Origin of the sequence: Corallococcus sp. AB032C (assembly GCF_003668935.1) — a bacterium.
In the GTDB taxonomy this organism is placed as follows: Bacteria; Myxococcota; Myxococcia; order Myxococcales; family Myxococcaceae; genus Corallococcus; species Corallococcus exiguus.
In genome coordinates this window covers 44,884-60,991 of sequence record NZ_RAWP01000009.1, presented here as the reverse complement: position 1 = coordinate 60,991, position 16,108 = coordinate 44,884, and the positions used below count along the sequence as shown (strand labels likewise).

The 16,108-nt window shown below is 70.8% G+C and carries 16 protein-coding genes and 1 pseudogene; 11 read left to right on the top strand and 6 right to left on the bottom strand.

Translation table 11 applies throughout. From position 1 onward, the window contains the following. Positions 1-45 precede the first annotated feature (45 nt). On the top strand, positions 46-1,551 hold the full coding sequence (locus D7X99_RS05765) for an FG-GAP-like repeat-containing protein (protein WP_158626930.1): 1,506 nt from the start codon (positions 46-48) through the stop codon (positions 1,549-1,551). Positions 1,552-1,793: 242 nt separating this feature from the next. Here the strand turns inward: D7X99_RS05765 and D7X99_RS05760 are convergent, their stop codons facing one another. Next, on the bottom strand, positions 1,794-2,129 hold the full coding sequence (locus D7X99_RS05760) for a hypothetical protein (protein ID WP_147476034.1): 336 nt from the start codon (positions 2,127-2,129) through the stop codon (positions 1,794-1,796). 381 nt (positions 2,130-2,510) lie between these two features. Here D7X99_RS05760 and D7X99_RS05755 point away from each other — a divergent pair. After that, positions 2,511-3,506: pseudogene (locus D7X99_RS05755) on the top strand (bifunctional methionine sulfoxide reductase B/A protein); the annotation flags it as partial. A 16-nt stretch (positions 3,507-3,522) separates the two neighbouring features. Here D7X99_RS05755 and D7X99_RS05750 read toward each other — a convergent pair. From D7X99_RS05750 to D7X99_RS05735, 4 genes are all read right to left on the bottom strand, one after another. Next, positions 3,523-4,785 carry a trans-acting enoyl reductase family protein gene (locus D7X99_RS05750; RefSeq protein WP_121776842.1) on the bottom strand — a complete coding sequence of 421 codons (1,263 nt, stop codon included), beginning with the start codon at positions 4,783-4,785 and terminating at the stop codon, positions 3,523-3,525. An 80-nt stretch (positions 4,786-4,865) separates the two neighbouring features. Beyond that, positions 4,866-5,240 carry a DUF2256 and DUF3253 domain-containing protein gene (locus D7X99_RS05745; protein WP_121776841.1) on the bottom strand — a complete coding sequence of 125 codons (375 nt, stop codon included), beginning with the start codon at positions 5,238-5,240 and terminating at the stop codon, positions 4,866-4,868. 67 nt (positions 5,241-5,307) lie between these two features. After that, the gene (locus D7X99_RS05740) at positions 5,308-6,378 is read right to left on the bottom strand and encodes a glycosyltransferase (RefSeq protein ID WP_121776840.1); all 1,071 of its coding nucleotides are present in this window, start codon (positions 6,376-6,378) and stop codon (positions 5,308-5,310) included. Beyond that, entirely contained in the window at positions 6,375-7,514 is a 1,140-nt protein-coding gene (locus D7X99_RS05735; RefSeq protein ID WP_121776839.1) for a glycosyltransferase, read from the bottom strand. Before D7X99_RS05735 ends, D7X99_RS05740 begins: the two co-directional genes overlap by 4 nt. 237 nt (positions 7,515-7,751) lie before the next feature. Here D7X99_RS05735 and D7X99_RS05730 point away from each other — a divergent pair, with 237 nt between their 5' ends. The 6 genes from D7X99_RS05730 to D7X99_RS05705 all read left to right on the top strand — a co-directional run bounded on the left by D7X99_RS05730 (position 7,752) and on the right by D7X99_RS05705 (position 12,360). Continuing rightward, a complete protein-coding gene (locus tag D7X99_RS05730; protein ID WP_120565186.1) occupies positions 7,752-8,138 on the top strand; it encodes a BlaI/MecI/CopY family transcriptional regulator in 387 nt (128 codons plus the stop codon). Next, the gene (locus D7X99_RS05725; protein WP_121776838.1) at positions 8,135-9,964 is read left to right on the top strand and encodes a M56 family metallopeptidase; all 1,830 of its coding nucleotides are present in this window, start codon (positions 8,135-8,137) and stop codon (positions 9,962-9,964) included. The genes D7X99_RS05730 and D7X99_RS05725 overlap by 4 nt, the downstream gene beginning before the upstream one ends. A 90-nt stretch (positions 9,965-10,054) precedes the next feature. Next, entirely contained in the window at positions 10,055-10,930 is an 876-nt protein-coding gene (locus D7X99_RS05720; RefSeq protein ID WP_233613101.1) for a 4-hydroxy-3-methylbut-2-enyl diphosphate reductase, read from the top strand. A 53-nt stretch (positions 10,931-10,983) separates the two neighbouring features. After that, positions 10,984-11,322 (top strand): helix-turn-helix transcriptional regulator, encoded by a 339-nt coding sequence (locus D7X99_RS05715; RefSeq protein WP_121776837.1) that lies wholly within the window; start codon positions 10,984-10,986, stop codon positions 11,320-11,322. Beyond that, positions 11,319-11,810: an SRPBCC family protein gene (locus D7X99_RS05710; protein ID WP_121776836.1), complete on the top strand. Its 492-nt coding sequence runs from the start codon at positions 11,319-11,321 to the stop codon at positions 11,808-11,810. The genes D7X99_RS05715 and D7X99_RS05710 overlap by 4 nt, the downstream gene beginning before the upstream one ends. Positions 11,811-11,970: 160 nt before the next feature. Further along, positions 11,971-12,360 carry a VOC family protein gene (locus D7X99_RS05705; RefSeq protein WP_121776835.1) on the top strand — a complete coding sequence of 130 codons (390 nt, stop codon included), beginning with the start codon at positions 11,971-11,973 and terminating at the stop codon, positions 12,358-12,360. An 8-nt stretch (positions 12,361-12,368) separates the two neighbouring features. On the opposite strand, the gene D7X99_RS05700 is transcribed toward D7X99_RS05705, so the two are convergent. After that, complete coding sequence (locus D7X99_RS05700) at positions 12,369-12,986, bottom strand: hypothetical protein (RefSeq protein WP_121776834.1); 618 nt, start codon at positions 12,984-12,986, stop codon at positions 12,369-12,371. A 103-nt stretch (positions 12,987-13,089) separates the two neighbouring features. On the opposite strand from D7X99_RS05700, the gene D7X99_RS05695 reads away from it, so the two are divergent. The 3 genes from D7X99_RS05695 to D7X99_RS05685 are packed head-to-tail and all read left to right on the top strand — an operon-like array spanning position 13,090 to position 16,065. Beyond that, on the top strand, positions 13,090-13,908 hold the full coding sequence (locus tag D7X99_RS05695) for a lysophospholipid acyltransferase family protein (RefSeq protein WP_169826174.1): 819 nt from the start codon (positions 13,090-13,092) through the stop codon (positions 13,906-13,908). Further along, a complete protein-coding gene (locus D7X99_RS05690) occupies positions 13,905-14,846 on the top strand; it encodes an SDR family oxidoreductase (protein WP_121776832.1) in 942 nt (313 codons plus the stop codon). Before D7X99_RS05695 ends, D7X99_RS05690 begins: the two co-directional genes overlap by 4 nt. Continuing rightward, positions 14,836-16,065: an MFS transporter gene (locus D7X99_RS05685; protein WP_121776831.1), complete on the top strand. Its 1,230-nt coding sequence runs from the start codon at positions 14,836-14,838 to the stop codon at positions 16,063-16,065. The genes D7X99_RS05690 and D7X99_RS05685 overlap by 11 nt, the downstream gene beginning before the upstream one ends. The last annotated feature ends 43 nt before the right edge of the window (positions 16,066-16,108 follow it).

Below are 16,108 nucleotides of genomic sequence, written 5' to 3'. Positions count from 1 at the left end.
TTGCCGGTTCAGGGCCGTGAATCATGAATGAAGAGGGGGACGGACATGCGACACCCACGAATGGCCCATGCGGGCGTGATGCTGTTCAGCGTCGCGGTGCTGCTCGCCATGGCGCTGCCTCGGATGGTGGACACCTCATCGCAGCCACTGCTGGACGCTCCTCGCGCTTCTCCCACGGGGATGGGGCCGCGCGCAGTGGCGCTCGGTGACTTCGACGAGGACGGGCGCCTGGACGTCATCACGGCCAACCACACCGCGGGCACCGTGTCCGTGCTGCGGAGCCAGGGGGACGGGACGTTCGCGCCCGGCATGGAGCGGCCCACCGGCCCGTTGCCCGGCGCGGTCGCGGTGGGGGACTTCGACGGAGATGGCCACCTGGACGCGGTCACCAGCCACTTCGGAGGCACGGTGTCCGTGCTGCTGGGGCGCGGCGATGGGACGTTCGGGGCGCGGACCGACCACTCCGTGGGCGCGGAACCCTCGTCCGTGGACGTGGGCGACCTGGACGGCGACGGCCGCCTGGACGTGGTGACGGCCAATTCGCTCGAGGACTCCGTGTCGGTGCTGCTGAACCGGGGCTCCGGACGGTTCGTGCACCAGAAGGACGTGACCACCGGCACCAACCCGTTCGCGGTGAAGGTGGCCGACGTCAACCACGACGGGATGGCGGACCTGGTCACCGCGAACTTCGTGGACACGGTGTCGGTGCTGCTCGGGAACGGGGACGGGACGTTCCGGCCTCGCATGGACTTCGCCACGGGCAACGCGCCCTACTCCGTCGCGGTGGTGGATGTGGATGACGACGGGAAGCTGGACGTGGTCACCGCGAACTTCCGGGGCCAGAGCGTGTCCGTGCTGCGCGGCAACGGCACCGGCGCGTTCCCTGTGCGCGTGGATTTCGCCGTGAAGGGCGGGCCGTACTTCGTCGCGGCCGGCGACTTCAACGGCGACGGGATGCCGGACCTCATCACCGCGAACTTCAACGAGGACACGGTGTCCCTGCTGCCCGGCCGAGGCCATGCCTCCTTCGGCGCGCCCACGCGACTGGCCACCGGCGAAGGCCCCGCGGCGCTCGCGGTGGGCCTGCTCGACGGCGACCTGAAGCCGGACGTCGTCACCGCCAACACCCGGAGCCATGACGTGTCCGTGCTGCGGGCCGCGGCTTCCGCGGACGTGGAGGTGACGCTCACCGCTGTCCCCAGGCCGGGTGTGTCCGTGCCGCGCATCGACTACACGCTCACCGTCACGCAGCACGGGCCGGATCCACTGAACCGGGCCGTCATCACCGTGGCCCTGCCCCCGGGCCTCCAGGCCAGCACCCGGGACTGCCTCATGTCCGCCGGCACGCTCCAGTGCGAGGTGGGGCCGATGGCCGTGGGCGACACCGCCCTCCTGCGGTTCTCCGCGCCGCTGCCTCGCTCCAGCGTGGGCCTGTCCTACCGCATCACCGCCACGCGGACGCTCAGCGTCCCCGAGGACCCCCACTCCGCCAACGATGCCGCGAGCCAGGACTACGTGTCCCTAGGCGGGCTCGCGGCGACGTGGTGGTAGCGGTCCAGCCGGAGCGCCCTCCCTGGAGTGCATCGGCCAACGATGCCGCGAGCCAAGACTACGTGTCCCTGGGCGGACTCGCGGCGACGTGGTGGTAGCGGTCCGGCCGAAGCGCCTTCCCTGGAGCGCATCGGAGTGAGCGCTTCAGCCAGCGACGTGGCGAGCCTGGACCGCGTGTCCCTGGGCAGGCTCGCCGCGACGTGGCGGTAGCAGCCCGGCCGGTGCGCCATTCCTGGAGCGCATCAGCGCGGGCGCTTCAGCTTGGACCACATGAGCCCGACGAAGGTGTCGGGGGCGGGCTTCGCGGTCATCAACTCTTCGTCTTCGTGACCGCGCACGGGCGGCGGCAGGGGCTTGGGGGCCACGGGAAACGGCAGGGGCTCCGAGGTATTCAGGCCCTGTGCCTGGCGCTCCATCACCTCCGCGAAGGAGCGCTGGGGCGCGTTGCGATTCGCCACCGGCGCGGCGCCCTCCACGCTCTGGAGGGCCCGGATGCGAAGGATGACGCTGGCGCCTTCCGCGCGCGAGATGCCCGTCACCCGCCCGATTGGACCTCGCGGCCCGCGTTCCCGGCTCATCGGTTCCCTCCCGGTCTTCGCTAGAACCGTAGCGCCTCCGGCCCCCCGCCGGCCACTGCCCGGCCCTCCGGCGAGCCACGGAAAGGCCCGCCCGGCCGGCAGGGCATCGTGGCCCCGCTGTAACCGTTCCCCGGTGTCGCGCGTAAGTTGGAATGGCGCCCTTTCTCCCGACGGCGCCCGGAGGCTTCGCGACCCATGTCGTCCGCCCGTGCAGTGCCGTCTCCCACCCCGCGGCCCGTGGCGCACCGGCTATGGCCCGCCCTGCTGGTGCTCGCCGCCGCCCTGAGCGCGTGCACCGAAGCGCGTGGCGCTCCGCCCGGCGAGAAGCCCGCGGCCACCGCGTACGCCCCGCCACAGGACGGCCGCGCGTACACGAAGCCGTCCGACGCGGAGCTGAAGCGCAGCCTGTCCCCCCTGGCCTACCAGGTGACGCAGCACGAGGCCACCGAGCCGCCCTTCCGCAACGCGTACTGGAACAATCACGATGAAGGGCTCTACGTCGACGTGGTCAGCGGCGAGCCGCTGTTCTCCTCGCGCGACAAGTTCGAGTCCGGCACCGGCTGGCCCAGCTTCACCCGCCCCCTGGACAAGGCCCACGTGGTGGAGAAGCGCGACAGCACCCTGGGCATGGAGCGCGTGGAGGTTCGCTCGAAGGACGGCGACTCGCACCTGGGCCACCTCTTCGAGGACGGGCCCAAGCCCACGGGTTTGCGCTACTGCATCAACTCCGCGTCGCTGCGCTTCATCCCCGTGAACGAGTTGGCCTCGAAGGGCTATGGCGCGTGGCTGCCCACCTTCGGCCGCGCGGCCCCGAGCGAGCCCCAGGGCGCGCTCGCCCCCGCCGCGGGCGCTGTCGTGCTGGCGAAGGCGGCGGTCCCCACGGAGGCCTCGCGCGAGACGGCGTACCTGGCGGGCGGGTGCTTCTGGGGCATGGAGGACATCCTCCGGAAGATCCCGGGCGTCATCGACACGGAGGCCGGCTACACGGGCGGCTCGAAGAAGGACGCCACCTACGAGGACGTGCACACCGGGGAGACGGGGCACGCGGAGGCCGTGCGCGTCGTCTTCAACCCGAAGCTGCTGACGTACGAAGCGCTGCTGGAGCAGTGGTTCTTCCGCATGCACGACCCGACGACGCTCAACCGCCAGGGCAACGACGTGGGCTCGCAGTACCGCTCCGCCATCTTCTACCTGTCGGACGCGCAGCGCCGGACGGCGGAAGCGGTGAAGGCCCGCGTGGACAAGTCCGGCAAGTGGTCCCGGCCTGTCGTCACGCAAATCACCGCCGCCAGCGAGTGGGTGCCCGCCGAGGGCTACCACCAGGACTACCTGGTGAAGAACCCCGGCGGCTACACCTGCCACTACCTGCGCGACTGAGAGCCCCGCCGCGCCCTCACGCGGCGCGGTCGTGCACTTCGAACGTCATGCCCGCCTTGCGCAGGCGCTCCACCAGCACCATGCCCATGGCGGACGCGGGGGTGAGGACACCGCCCCGCTTGGGGATGGTGTCGAAGGCGAGGCACAGCGCGGACTCCGCCAGCATGCGCGCCGTGGCCGCGTAGCCCGGGTCTCCCTTCGACGCGACCTTGCCCTCCACCTTCACGCGCTGGCCGCTCTTGGGCGAGTGGCCCTCGCCCAGGAACCGCACCTCGAAGAGGCCTCGCTCGCGCACGGTGGCGGACGGGCCCTCGCCCGGCGCGGGCAGCACGTGCTTCTCCAACAGCTCCCGCGCGGGGTCCACGTTCGACAGGAGCATGAAACCACCCAGCCCCGCGGTGGTCGCCGCGGCGAGCGCCAGCCCCTTGGGCCCGGGACCGAAGTCGGAGACCTCCGAGTAGAAGAAGTCGCGGCCCCACGGGTAGCCCAGCAGCGCGTTGGAGCGCCGCACCACGCGCGTGTTGACGGAGGCCATCACGAAGGGCGCGGTCCACGTGCCCGTGTCCGGGCTCTTCTTCACCGTGGCCAGGTCGCGCTCCTCCTTCGTGCCTCGGGAGGGCTCCGGGTCCAACGCGTGGGCGCTGGTCAGCACCTTCTTGAGGGCCGGCTCCGCCTTCACCGCCGCCAGGGTGTCCATCATGCTGGCGATGGTGCCGCCGCTGAAGCCGCCGCGCATGCGCGTCAGGTGGAAGCGCACCTGGTCGCAGTGGCCGCCGTGCTTCTCACGCATGTAGTCCTGGACCATCAGCGTGCCCAGGTCGGAGGGGATGGAGTCGAAGCCGCAGGTGTGCACGATGCGGGCGCCCGTCTCGCGCGCCCGCGCGTCGTGGGCGTCGATGGTCCTGCGCATGAACTGCACCTCGCCCGTGAGGTCGCAGTAGTCCGTGCCGGCGCGGACGCAGGCGTCGACCAGCTCGTTGCCATAGCGGGCGTAGGGGCCCACGGTGGAGATGATGACGCGCGTGCGCGCCACCATCGCGTCCAGAGAGGCCGCGTCCTTCGCGTCCGCGAGCACCACCGGCAGGTCCGCGAACTCCGGCCGAATCTTCACCAGCTCCGAGCGGACCTGATCCAACTTGCCTTCATCACGCCCGGCGATGGCCCACTTCGCGCGGTGCGTCTCCTGATTGCGAGCCAGGTACTCCGCCACCAGGCGGCCGGTGAATCCCGTGGCGCCCCACAGGATGATGTCGAACGCGGGCTTCTTGTCGTGGGCCATGGGGCGGCGCGTAGCCGGACCCTCCATGTGAGCGCAAGCGCGATTCCACGGTCCGTGAACGCCCTGTACAGGGCGCCACATCAGGCGCGCAGGCGCAACCGGATGGGCCCGCGCGCGGTGGAGGGCTCCACCACCCTGCCCCCCTGGACGATGTCCAGCACGCCGCGAGCGACGAGCCTGCGCGCCGCCTCGCGCACGGGCTCCATGCACGCACGCCAGTCCTCGCCGCCGGACGCGCGGGCGACTTCAGAGGGGCACACGGTGGCGCCGCCTGTCCGCTGGGAGAGCAGCTCCAGGATGCGCGCCTCCCACGGGGAACCCCGCGCCTGGGTCCGCTTCCCCCGGCACGCCTCCGAGCAGTACCGCACCTGTTCCCAGTCGCGCGCCCACTTGCGGCGCCAGGTGATGGCGCGGCCGCAGACAGCGCAGGGCTTGGGAGGCAGAGGGGACATCATGCACTCCCATCGATGCGTCCCGCCACGCCGGGTTTCAACCCCCACCGACGTCGATGACCGGGATGCGTCAGCCCAGCGCCGCCTCCACCTCCACGGCGCGGTGCGCATACGTGTGCTCGGCCAGCACGCGCCGGAGCGCGGCCTGCCCCATGCGCCGCGCGTCCTCCGGGGTGAGGCGCTTCACGTGCTCGGCGACCTCTTCACCGGAGCGGGCCACCAGCACCTCGCGGCCGGGCTCCAGGAATTGCTCCGCGCCCTCGAAGGCGTCGGTGATGAGGCAGGCTCCCGCGCCCGCGGCCTCGAACACGCGCGGGGACGGTGAGAAGCCGAAGCGCGCCATGCTGTCGCGGTGCAGGTTGAGCACCGCGCGCGCCGAGCTGTTCAACGCGTTGTGGTCCTGAGTGTAGACGTGGCCCAGGCGCCCGACGTTGGCGGGCACGACGCGTTCCTCCCAGCCGTTGCCGCCCAGCAGCATGCGCGAGCGGGGCAGCGACTCCGCGACCTTGAAGAAACAGGCCTCCACGCGCGCCTCGCGGTCCGGCAACCGGTTGCCCAGGAAGGCCAGGTCGCAGGCGAAGCGCGACTCAGGCGCCACGGGGTGGTGCGTGTCCGGATCCACCGCGGGGTGGATGGCCACGCAATGCTTCGCGCCCAGCTCGCGGTACGCGTTCACCACCGGCGCGCCGCCGCCGGACGTGAGGATGCGGTCGAAGCGCGGAATGAGCTGACGGAAGAGGTGGTGGGCGTCCTTCGCCACGTGCTCCAGCGTTTCGGGCGCGCTCATGTCCCAGAACACCACCTGCGTGCCGGAGCGGCGCAGCTCCAGCACGCGCGCATCCAGATACGCGTCGAGGGCGCCCACACCACTGGACTTCACCACCACGTCCACACCGAAGGCGTCGTCCAGGCACTCGTCCACCGAGCCCAGGTTGTTGGAATAGACGACGACGCGTGCCTGGTCCGGCCCCTGGAGGTCGCGGTGCTCCTGCCGGCCGGAGGCGTCTGGTTCATAGAAGGTGACCTGGTGTCCGCGCGCATGCAGGGCGCCCAGCAGGCCCCGGTAGTAGGTGGCCGCGCCGTTCCACCAGGTGGACACGAGGCTGGAACCGAAGAAGGCGAAGCGCAGGCCGCGGCTCATGCGAGGACTCTTTCCGAGGACAGCGGGTGGAGGACGTCGCCGGACATCCCCAGCTCCTGACAGAAGACGAGCAGCGCCTCCACCCGGTGCGCGCAGGTGTGGCGCGACAGTACCGTTCGCAGGCCGGCTTCCGCGAAGGCGTGCCGCATCTCCGCGTCCGCGACCAGCGCTGACAGGTGGCGCCGCATCTGCGCTCCGTCCCGGGCGACGAGGTAGTCCTTCCCCGCGGTGAAGAGCCCGTCCGAGTCCTCCCAGGGAGCGGACACCAGCGGGATGCCGCACGCCAGCGCCTCGAAGGGGCGGATGGTGGGGATGCCGGGCAGCAGCGTGGCGTAGGGCCGCCGGGGGATGTGCACGGTGACGCGCGCCTGGGAGAAGGCCAGGGGTACGCGGTGGTTGGGCAGCCAGCCGGCGTACTCGATGCCGGCGTCGAAGAGGGCTCGCAGGGCGGGGACCGGGTAGCGCACGCCATGCACCCTCGCGGTGAGGCCCAGCTCGTGCACCGGCTCCACGAGGAACTCCTGCAGCTCCTTCGTGCGCTCGTCGTCCCCCCAGTTGCCAATCCAGACCAGGTCGCGCACCTCGCGGTTGCGCGGGTGCGGGTGGAACACGCGCACGTCGGCGGCCTCGTGCCAGGTCCACGCCCGCCGCGCCCAGCCCCGCTCCAGGTAGAGGTCCCGGAGCACGTCTCCAGAGGCGAGCACCCCGTCGTACCGGGACAGCTCGTAGCCAGCCATCACCTCCGGCGCGCTCACGCACCGGTGCCAGGTGTCGTGGAAGAGGAGGCGGAAGCGGCCGCCGTCACGGCGGTGCACTCCCATGCGGCGCACCAGGTCCGGCGGCGTCCAGGCATGCACCAGCACCAGGTCCGCGCCTTCGAGCACGGCCTCCAGGTCCAGCGTGTCGGGCGCGTACCGCTCCGGACGCACGTGCGGATAGAGGGCGCGGACCTCGTTGAGCGCGGCCACGCCGTGGGGCTCCTCCAAGAGGCACTGGAAGCTCCCCGAGTCCTCGGGTTCGAACACGCGCACGGAGTGGCCTCGCGCGGCCAGCTCCGTCACCACCCCGCGCAGGAAGTGGGCGTCACCATGGTTCCAGTCCGACAGCAGGGAATGACAGAAGAGGATGACGCGCATGGATGGACAGGCTCCTCGGGCTCCCCGCCGCGTGGCCGTGGGACCCGGTCGGGAAAACGGTAAACACCCCGCCGTCCGGTTCACCCCTCCCTGATGGCTTGTCTGGGCGTCAGCCCTCGCGCACGCCCGTTCCCCTCCCCCAAGGGCCCCTTGCCCATGAAGTACGAAATGCTTCGTTGACACCTACGAAATCGTTCGTATAACTATGCGTAGGAAGCGGTGAGGAGAGAGGAAGCCATGAGCCGAGGAAAGCTGCCGCGCCCCACGGATGCCGAGCTGGCCATCCTGCGGGTGCTGTGGGACGGGGGCGCGCGCACGGTGCGCGAGGTCCACGAGACGCTCCAGGACGGGGGCGGCTACACCACCGTCCTGAAGACGATGCAGATCATGACGGAGAAGGGGCTGGTGACGCGCGACGAGTCCCAGCGTGCGCACGTCTACAGCGCCCGGCTCCCCCGGGAGAGCACCCAGCAGCAGCTGGTCACCGACCTGGTGGACCGCGTGTTCGGCGGCTCCCCGGCGCGGCTCGCCCTGCAGGCCCTGTCCACGAAGAAGACGTCCCCCGAGGAGCTGGCGGAGCTGCGCCAGCTGCTGGATTCGCTCGAGAAGGAGTCGGAGTCATGAACGGTCTCGTCCTGGAAGCGGTGGGTTGGGCGCTCGTGCACCTGGTGTGGCAGGGCGCGCTCGTGGCGGTGGCCCTGGCGCTGGCGCTCCGGTGGGTGGGCCGGCGTTCGGCGAACCTGCGCTACGCGCTGGCGTGCGGCGCGCTGGGCATCATGCTGGCGCTGCCGGTGGCCACCGCGTGGCGGCATGCCTCGCGCGCGGTGGAGTCCCGTCCCGTGGTGAGCACGGCGTCCGTCCCGCGGACCGTGGCGCCCATGCAGGCCCGGGTGTCCCCCGCGCTGACGCAGCTGCCCGCTCCTCGTCACATGAAGGAGACCGCGACGTTGCCCCGGCTGGACGGGCTGTTCCAGCAGGTGGGCGAGCACCTGCCCTGGCTGGTGCTGGCGTGGGGCCTGGGCGTGGCGGCGTCGTCGCTGCGGCTGCTCAAGGGCTGGATGGGGCTGCGCCAGCAGGTGGATGAGGCGGTGCACGCGTCGTGGGAATGGCAGCAGCGGCTGGAGGTGCTGGCGCGGCGGCTGAACCTCACGCGTCCGGTGCGCCTGCTGGTGTCGTCGAAGCTGGATGTGCCGTCCACGCTGGGCTGGCTGAAGCCGGTGGTGCTGGTCCCCACCGCCACGCTCACCGGGCTGGCCGTGCGGGAGCTGGAGCTGGTGCTGGCCCACGAGCTGGCCCACATCCGCCGTCACGACTTCGCGGTGAACGTGGTGCAGACGCTGGTGGAGACGCTGCTCTTCTACCACCCGGCCGTGTGGTGGATGTCCCAGGTCATCCGCGTGGAGCGCGAGAACTGCTGTGACGACCTCGCGGTGCGCCATGGCCCCGGCGCCCTCCCCTACGCCCGAGCGCTCACCGCGCTGGAGGCGCTGCGGTTGCAGGGCATGGACGCCAGCGGACCCGCGCTGTCCGCGCTGGGCGGTTCGCTGAAGGACCGCGTGCGGCGGTTGGTGGTGGCGCCCACGTCGCGGTGCTCGTCACGCTGGGCAGCGGGGGTGTCCATCGTCACGCTGGCCAGCAGCCTGGCGCTGGCGGTGCCGCTGACGGCGCTCGCCGTGCAGCCCGTGAAGGCGCCGGAGACGAAGTCCCTGGCGTCTCCTGTCGTCAGCGTTACGCCCCGTCCCCACGTCTCCGTGTCCGCGCCGGTCGCGGTTCCGGTGCTCGCGGTCGGCGCAGCGCCCCCTGCTCCGAACCCCGCGCCCGCGCCGGTCGTCGCGCCGGCTCCGAACCCCGCGCCGTCCCCGAAGGAGAAGGCCCGCGCGGCGAGGAAGGACTCCGATGATGCCGACGAGAAGACCCGCGTGGGCGTGGATCCGCTGAGCGTGGACCAGCTGGTCGCGCTGAAGATCGCGGGCGTCACGCCGGAGGTCGTCGACCGCATCACCGCCATGGGCTACGAGCCCACGGTGGACACGCTGGTGGGCTTCCAGCACGCAGGCGTCACGCCGGACTACGTGAAGTCCATGGCGGACCGCTTCGGCCGGTCCATCCCCGCCGAGCAGCTGGTGGCCATGAGGCACCTGGGCGTCACGCCGGAGTGGCTGGGCCAGATGGCCGCACTGGGCTTCGACAAGGAGGACTCCGACGAGCTGCTGTCCGCGAAGGCGCTGGGCATCAACGCCGCGTGGCTCAACGAGCTGAAGGCCGCTGGCTTCGGGAAGCTGAGCCTGGATGAAGCCGTGCAGCTGCGTGCGCTGGGCGTCGACTCCAGCTACCTGCGCGAACTGGAAGCCGTGGGCGTGAAGCCCGCCACCGTGGATGAGCTGGTGCGCCTGCGCACCGGCGGCGTGGACGCGGACTTCATCCGCCGCATGCAGAAGTCCCGGAAGTAGCCCCTCCCTTCCTCTCCCAAGCGGCCCCACCGTGCGCTCCCTCCCGAGCGCACGCGAGGGCCGCGCCTTGCCGAAAAAGGAGTCGCCGTCATGACGTCGCGCCTGTCTCCGTGGCTCACCCTGGTCGTGATGCTCCTCACCCTCCCCGTCCTCGCCGCCGATGCGCAGAGCACCGGCACGTGGGGCGCGTACGTGAAGGAGCAGCAGTTGCAGCTGTCATTGCAGCCCAAGGACCGTCCTGATTCGCACCACGGCTTCTCCGCACCGCTCGCCGATTTCCAGGGGCTGTCCACGGCGGACGGAAGCAGCGCCCCCTTCAAGCTGGTGCGCGAAGCAGGCACGTTCGACTTCGAGGGCCGCTTCAAGGACGGACAGGGCGTGGGCACCTGGCGCTTCAGCCCGGACGCAAGCTTCACGAAGAAGCTCGGGGAGCTGGGCATTCCCAAGCCGGACGCGGATCAGCAGCTCCTCCTGGCCAGCGTGAACGTCGGCCCGCGGCGCGTCCAGGAGCTCGCTGCCGTGGGCCAGAAGGTCAGCACCGTGGATGAGCTGGTCCAGGTGGGCATCTTCAACGTCACCCCGGAATACGTCCGGGCCATGGCGGCCGAAGGCCTCTTGAAACTGACGCTTGAGCAGCTGGTGAGCTGCCGTATCCACAACGTCACGCCGGAGCGCATCCAGGGCTTCGCGGCGCTGGGGTTCAAGGGCCTGACGTTCGACTCGCTCCTGGCCATGAGCATCCACGGCGTGACGCCTGACTTCATCCGCGAGATGCGCGGCCTGGGCTTCAAGGACCTGAGCGCGGAGGACCTGGTGTCCATGCGCATCCACGGCGTCACGCCCGCGTTCGTGAAGGAGATGCGCGACGCGGGCTACGAGAACGCCACCGCGGACGACTTCGTCTCGATGCGCATCCACGGCATCGACTCCATCTTCGTCCGCTCGATGTCGAAGAAGCGCAAGTAGCCAGGCACCGGGGGCCTTGACGTCGTGAGTTCCATGCCTTAACACTGAACCAAATGGTTCAGTCTCAAGCCGCCCTCGACCGTACGTTCGCGGCGCTGTCGGACCCGACGCGCCGGGCCATCCTCCTGAGGTTGGGGGGAGGGACCGGCACGTCCATCGGCAGCCTGTCCGAGCACTTCGAGATGACGCTCACGGGCTTCCAGAAGCACGTGCGCATCCTGGAGGAGGCGGGGCTCGTCACGACGGAGAAGGTCGGACGGGTCCGCCAATGCAAGCTCGGGCCGAAGCGACTGGAGGACGTGGCGAAGTGGATGGCCACGTACCGGACCATGCTGGAGCAGCGCCTGGATCACCTCGAGGACTTCCTCGAGCGCACGAAAGGAACGCCATGACGACCCAAGTCGCGAGTGCATCCCCCAAGGCCATCGTCACCCAGACCGCGGAGCGGGAGCTGCGCATCGAGCGCATCTTCAACGCGCCCCGCGAGCGGGTGTGGAAGGCGATGACCGACCCCGCGCTCGTCTCCCAGTGGTGGGGCCGGGGCAACAAGGTGGTCGTCGAGCGCATGGACGTTCAGCGCGGTGGCCACTGGCGCTTCGTCGAACACTCGCCCGAAGGCAGCCACGGCTTCGAGGGCCGCTACCGCGAGGTGAAGCCCATGGAGCGCATCGAGCAGACCTTCGAGTGGGACGGCATGCCGGGCCACGTGACGGTGGAGACGATGACGCTGGAGGACCTGGGCGACGGCCGCACGAAGCTCGTCAACATCTCCCTGTTCCACACCGCGGAGGACCTCCAGGGCATGGTCGGCTCCGGCATGGAGCAGGGCCTCAACGAGAGCTACGCGGCGCTGGACAAGCTGCTCGCGCGGCCCAACTGAGGCAGGGCCCCAAAGGCGGGAGGCTCCGGCGGCGCGGAGTGGTGCGCGCCGCACATCCCTCCCACCCTTCAATCCGTCGTACCTTCCACCCGCTTTTCGGTGTATCCCTGGCTCCCCCTTCAACGGGCTTCCCCCCTGCCCGGCCCATCAGGAGCGAGCCATGCATCACAGCCGACTCAGCACGTTCGTCATCGACTGCAAGGTCGAGGACTTCGACGCCGCCACACGGTTCTGGAGCGCGGCGCTGGGGCGGGCGGTGAAGCCAGTGGATCCGGACTCGCCCACCTACCGCGAGCTGGAGGCGAAGGACACCGAGCCCATGCTGCTCCTCCAACAGGTGGAGCACGAGAGCCGCATCCACCTGGACATCGAGTCGGATGACCTGGACGCGGAGCTGGAGCGGCTGGAGTCCCTGGGCGCGAAGCGCGTCGCCTACGTGCAGCGCTGGTGGGTGATGGAGGCCCCCACCGGCCAGCGCTTCTGCATCGTCCGTCCGCAGCGCGGTCCCCTGGCGGGCCGCGCCAACGTGTGGGACGGCGAGGGCCGCTGAAGCGCGCCCTACCCCGGGCCCAGCGCGGCCTGGAGCAGGTCCAACAGCCCCGGCCACTCCTCCGCGGACAGCCACAGCCCTTCCGGCGCGTGCTCCGCGGTCATCCGCAGGGAGGAGGACTCGAAGAGGCGGGCCGCCAGCGCGCCCTCCTTCGGCAGCGCCCCTTCTACCCGGAGCACCTGTCCGTCCCAGGCCAGTCCCGGCGGCAACAGCTTGCGCGCCAGGGCCTGGAGCGCGGCCTTCCCGGCCCCCGTGCGCAGCGCGCCCATCAACAGGGATGACGCGCCGGGGGACTCCTCCAGCTCCACCCGGCCCGGCGTGGCCAGCCACAGCGTGTAGCGCCCACCGGCCAGCTCCACGCGCTGGGGGGTGGTCTCCACCCGCAGCTTCCAGCCGCGCACGTCCAGTCGCAGGTCGTACACGGACGCAGTGATGTCCCACGAGCGAAGGGTGAGCCCCTTCACGCGGCCCAGCACGCCCCGCGACAGCGCCTCCACCCGCGCGTGCGACAGGCGCACCCGCCGGCCGCTCACGTCCACCGCCACCTGGTTGGACAGCCCCGCCGGCAGGGCCTTGGCCCACGCGACCACCCCGTCCAGCATCTCCGTCCACGGCTGCCCCGCCATCACGCGTCACTCCCTGGGGGCCCGTCCGGGGCACCCGTCGGGTGCACAATGGGGGACGCGGGCCCCCCGTGCAAAGCACCCGCGCGGTGCTACGGTGCGCCCCGTGCCCCAGAGCGAGTCCCTGTCAGAGCGGGTGGAGCGGTTGCAGCTGCCCTTCAATGAATACGGTGTCGACCCCTACGGCATCTCCAAGAAGCACCTGAAGCTGGCGCTGGAGTTCTTCGCCTTCCTCTACCGGAACTACTTCCGGGTGCGTTGCACCGGCGTGCAGCACATCCCCAAGAAGGGCCGCGGCATGCTGGTGGGCAACCACTCCGGCGGCGTCGCGGTGGACGGGATGATGGTGCTCACCTCCACGATGCTGGAGATGGATCCGCCCCGGCTCGCGCAGGGCATGGTGGAGCGCTTCATCCACAAGTTCCCCGTGGCCTCGCTGTGGGCCAGCCGCACCGGCCAGTTCACCGGCCTGCCCGAGCACGCCGTGCGCCTCTTGGAGGACGACCGGCTCCTGATGATCTTCCCGGAGGGCGCGCGGGGTACCGCGAAGCTCTACCCGGACCGCTACTCGCTGGTGGACTTCGGCACGGGGTTCATCCGGCTGGCGCTCCAGACGCGCTCGCCCATCATCCCCTTCGCCTTCCTGGGCGGCGGCGCGGCCATCCCCACGGTCACCAACGCGTACGCGCTGGGCAAGCTCCTGGGCGTCCCGTACGTGCCGCTGACGCCGTACCTGCTGCCGCTGCCCCTGCCCGTTGGCCTGGAAATCCATTACGGCGAGCCGCTCGTCTTCGAAGGCACGGGTGACGAAGAGGACCACGTCATCCAGGGCTATGTGGACCAGGTGAAGGCGAGCATCCAGCGGCTCATCGAAGACAACCGCGCCGAGCGCAACCTGCGCCGGGCCCGGAGGCTGTTGCCATGAGGGTGTTGATTGCGGGCATCTCCGGCGGCATCGCGCGGAGGCTGGCGCTCAAGCTGCGCGACAGCGGCCATGAAGTCGCGGGCATCGACATCCGCCCGTGGAGGGACGCGCCCAAGGGCATCGAGGTCCACCCGGTGGACATCCGCAAGCGCGCCGCCGAGGACCTCTTCCGGCGCTGGAAGCCGGAGGCCGTGATTCACATGGCCACGGTGACGGCGTTCACCGTGCAGGGCCACGAGCGCGGCCGCATCAACCTGGACGGCACCAAGGCGCTGTTCGACCACTGCGCGGCGCACGGCGTGAAGCAGGTGCTCTTCGTGGGCCGGCACACGTTCTACGGCGCGGCGCCGGACTCGCCGCTGTACCACTCCGAGGACGAGCCCCCGCGCGCGCTGGAGGCCATCCCGGAGCTGGCGGACCTGGTGGCCGCGGACCTGTACGCGGCGACGGCGCTGTGGCGCATGCCGGACGTCAAGACCGCGGTGCTGCGGCTTGTCTACACGCTGGGCACGCCGGGCACGGGCACGCTCGCGAACCTGCTGCGCGGCAAGCGCGTGCCCATGGTGCTGGGCTACGACCCCCTCTTCCACGTGCTCCAGGAGGAGGACGTGGTGACGGCGCTGCAGCTGGCGCTGGAGAAGCAGGTGCGCGGCATCTTCAACGTGGCGGGGCCCGCGCCGGTGCCGCTGTCGGTCATCATCCGGGGCACGGGCCGCACGCCGGTGCCGCTGCCGTCGCCGCTGTTCTCCGTGCTGATGGGGCGCGCGGGCTTCCCCCGGCTGTCCGTGGGGGCCACGGACCACCTGCGCTACCCCATCGTGGTGGACAACAAGCGCTTCCTGGAGGCCACGGGCTTCCAGGCCACCTACGACGAGGGCCGCATCCTGCGCGCCTACGCGGACGCGCTGCCGGTGGACCGGGCGGGACATGGTGGCTGACAGCGTGGGTGCCTCGTCCACCGCCACACCGGGCCTCCTGCGCCGGGTGGAGGCGGTGGTGTTCTTCACCGTGTTCCTGGACCTGGTGGGCTTCGGCATCGTCATCCCGATGCTGCCCTTCTACGTGCAGTCCATGGGCGGCTCGGCGCGCACGGTGGGCATCCTGCTGGGGTGCTTCAGCTTCACGCAGCTGCTCGCCACGCCGCTGCTCGGGCGCTATTCGGACCGGCACGGGCGGCGGGCGGTCATCCTGCTGAGCCTGCTGGCGAACGCGGTGGCCATGGCGCTGTTCGCGCTGGCCAGCCACCAGTTGCTGCTGCCGCTGCTGTTCGCGTCGCGCATCCTGGCGGGGGCGACGTCCGGCAACATCGCCGCGTGTCAGGCGGCGCTCGCGGACGTGACGACGAAGGAGACGCGCGCCCGGGCCATGGGCCGCATTGGCGCGGGCATTGGCCTGGGCATGGTGCTGGGGCCCACGCTGGGCGGCCTGTTCTCCGGCCTGGGCCCGTGGGTGCCGCCGCTGCTCGCGGGAGGCCTGGCGCTGGTGGGCTTCGTGGCCGCGTTCTTCGCGATGCCGGAGACGCACCCGGTGGAGAAGCGCGTGGCGGCGAAATCCCAGACGCGCTGGTCCGCGTTGCAGGACCCGTCCCGGCGCAAGGCATTGGGGATGGTGCTGGGTTTGTTCTTCGCGGTGTTCCTGTCCATGACCACGCTCCAGGTGGCGTTCGCGCTGCTGGTGCAGGCGCGGCTGGGCTGGGGCTCCAAGGAGGTGGGCTACACCTTCGCGGTGGTGGGTGGCCTGGGCATGGTCATCCAGGGCGGGCTGATTGGTCCGCTGTCGCGCGCGGCGGGTGAGTTCCGGCTGCTCATCTGCGGAGCGCTCCTGCTCGCGGGCGGCATGGCGGGGCTCGCGGTGTCGTGGCAGGCGATTCCCATGATGCTCTCCGTGGTGCTGGTGGGCGTAGGGATGGGTTTCCTGCAGCCGTTGATTTCCAGCCAGGCCTCCCAGGTCGCCCCGCCGTCGCAGCAGGGCGCCGTGCTGGGTCTGGCGCAGTCGTGCGGTGGACTGGCCCGCACGGTAGGTCCGGTGGCGAGCGGCTGGATGTATGCGTCATGGAGCACCCAGGCCCCCTTCCTGACGGGCATGGTTTCAGCGCTCGCGGCGGCCGGATTGGGACTGCTTCTCCATCGGGAAACCGGCGACGACGCAGGGCGGTAAAGCCTTTCAGACCCACCCGGGTCTCTTCCTTCCCGGAATGCCA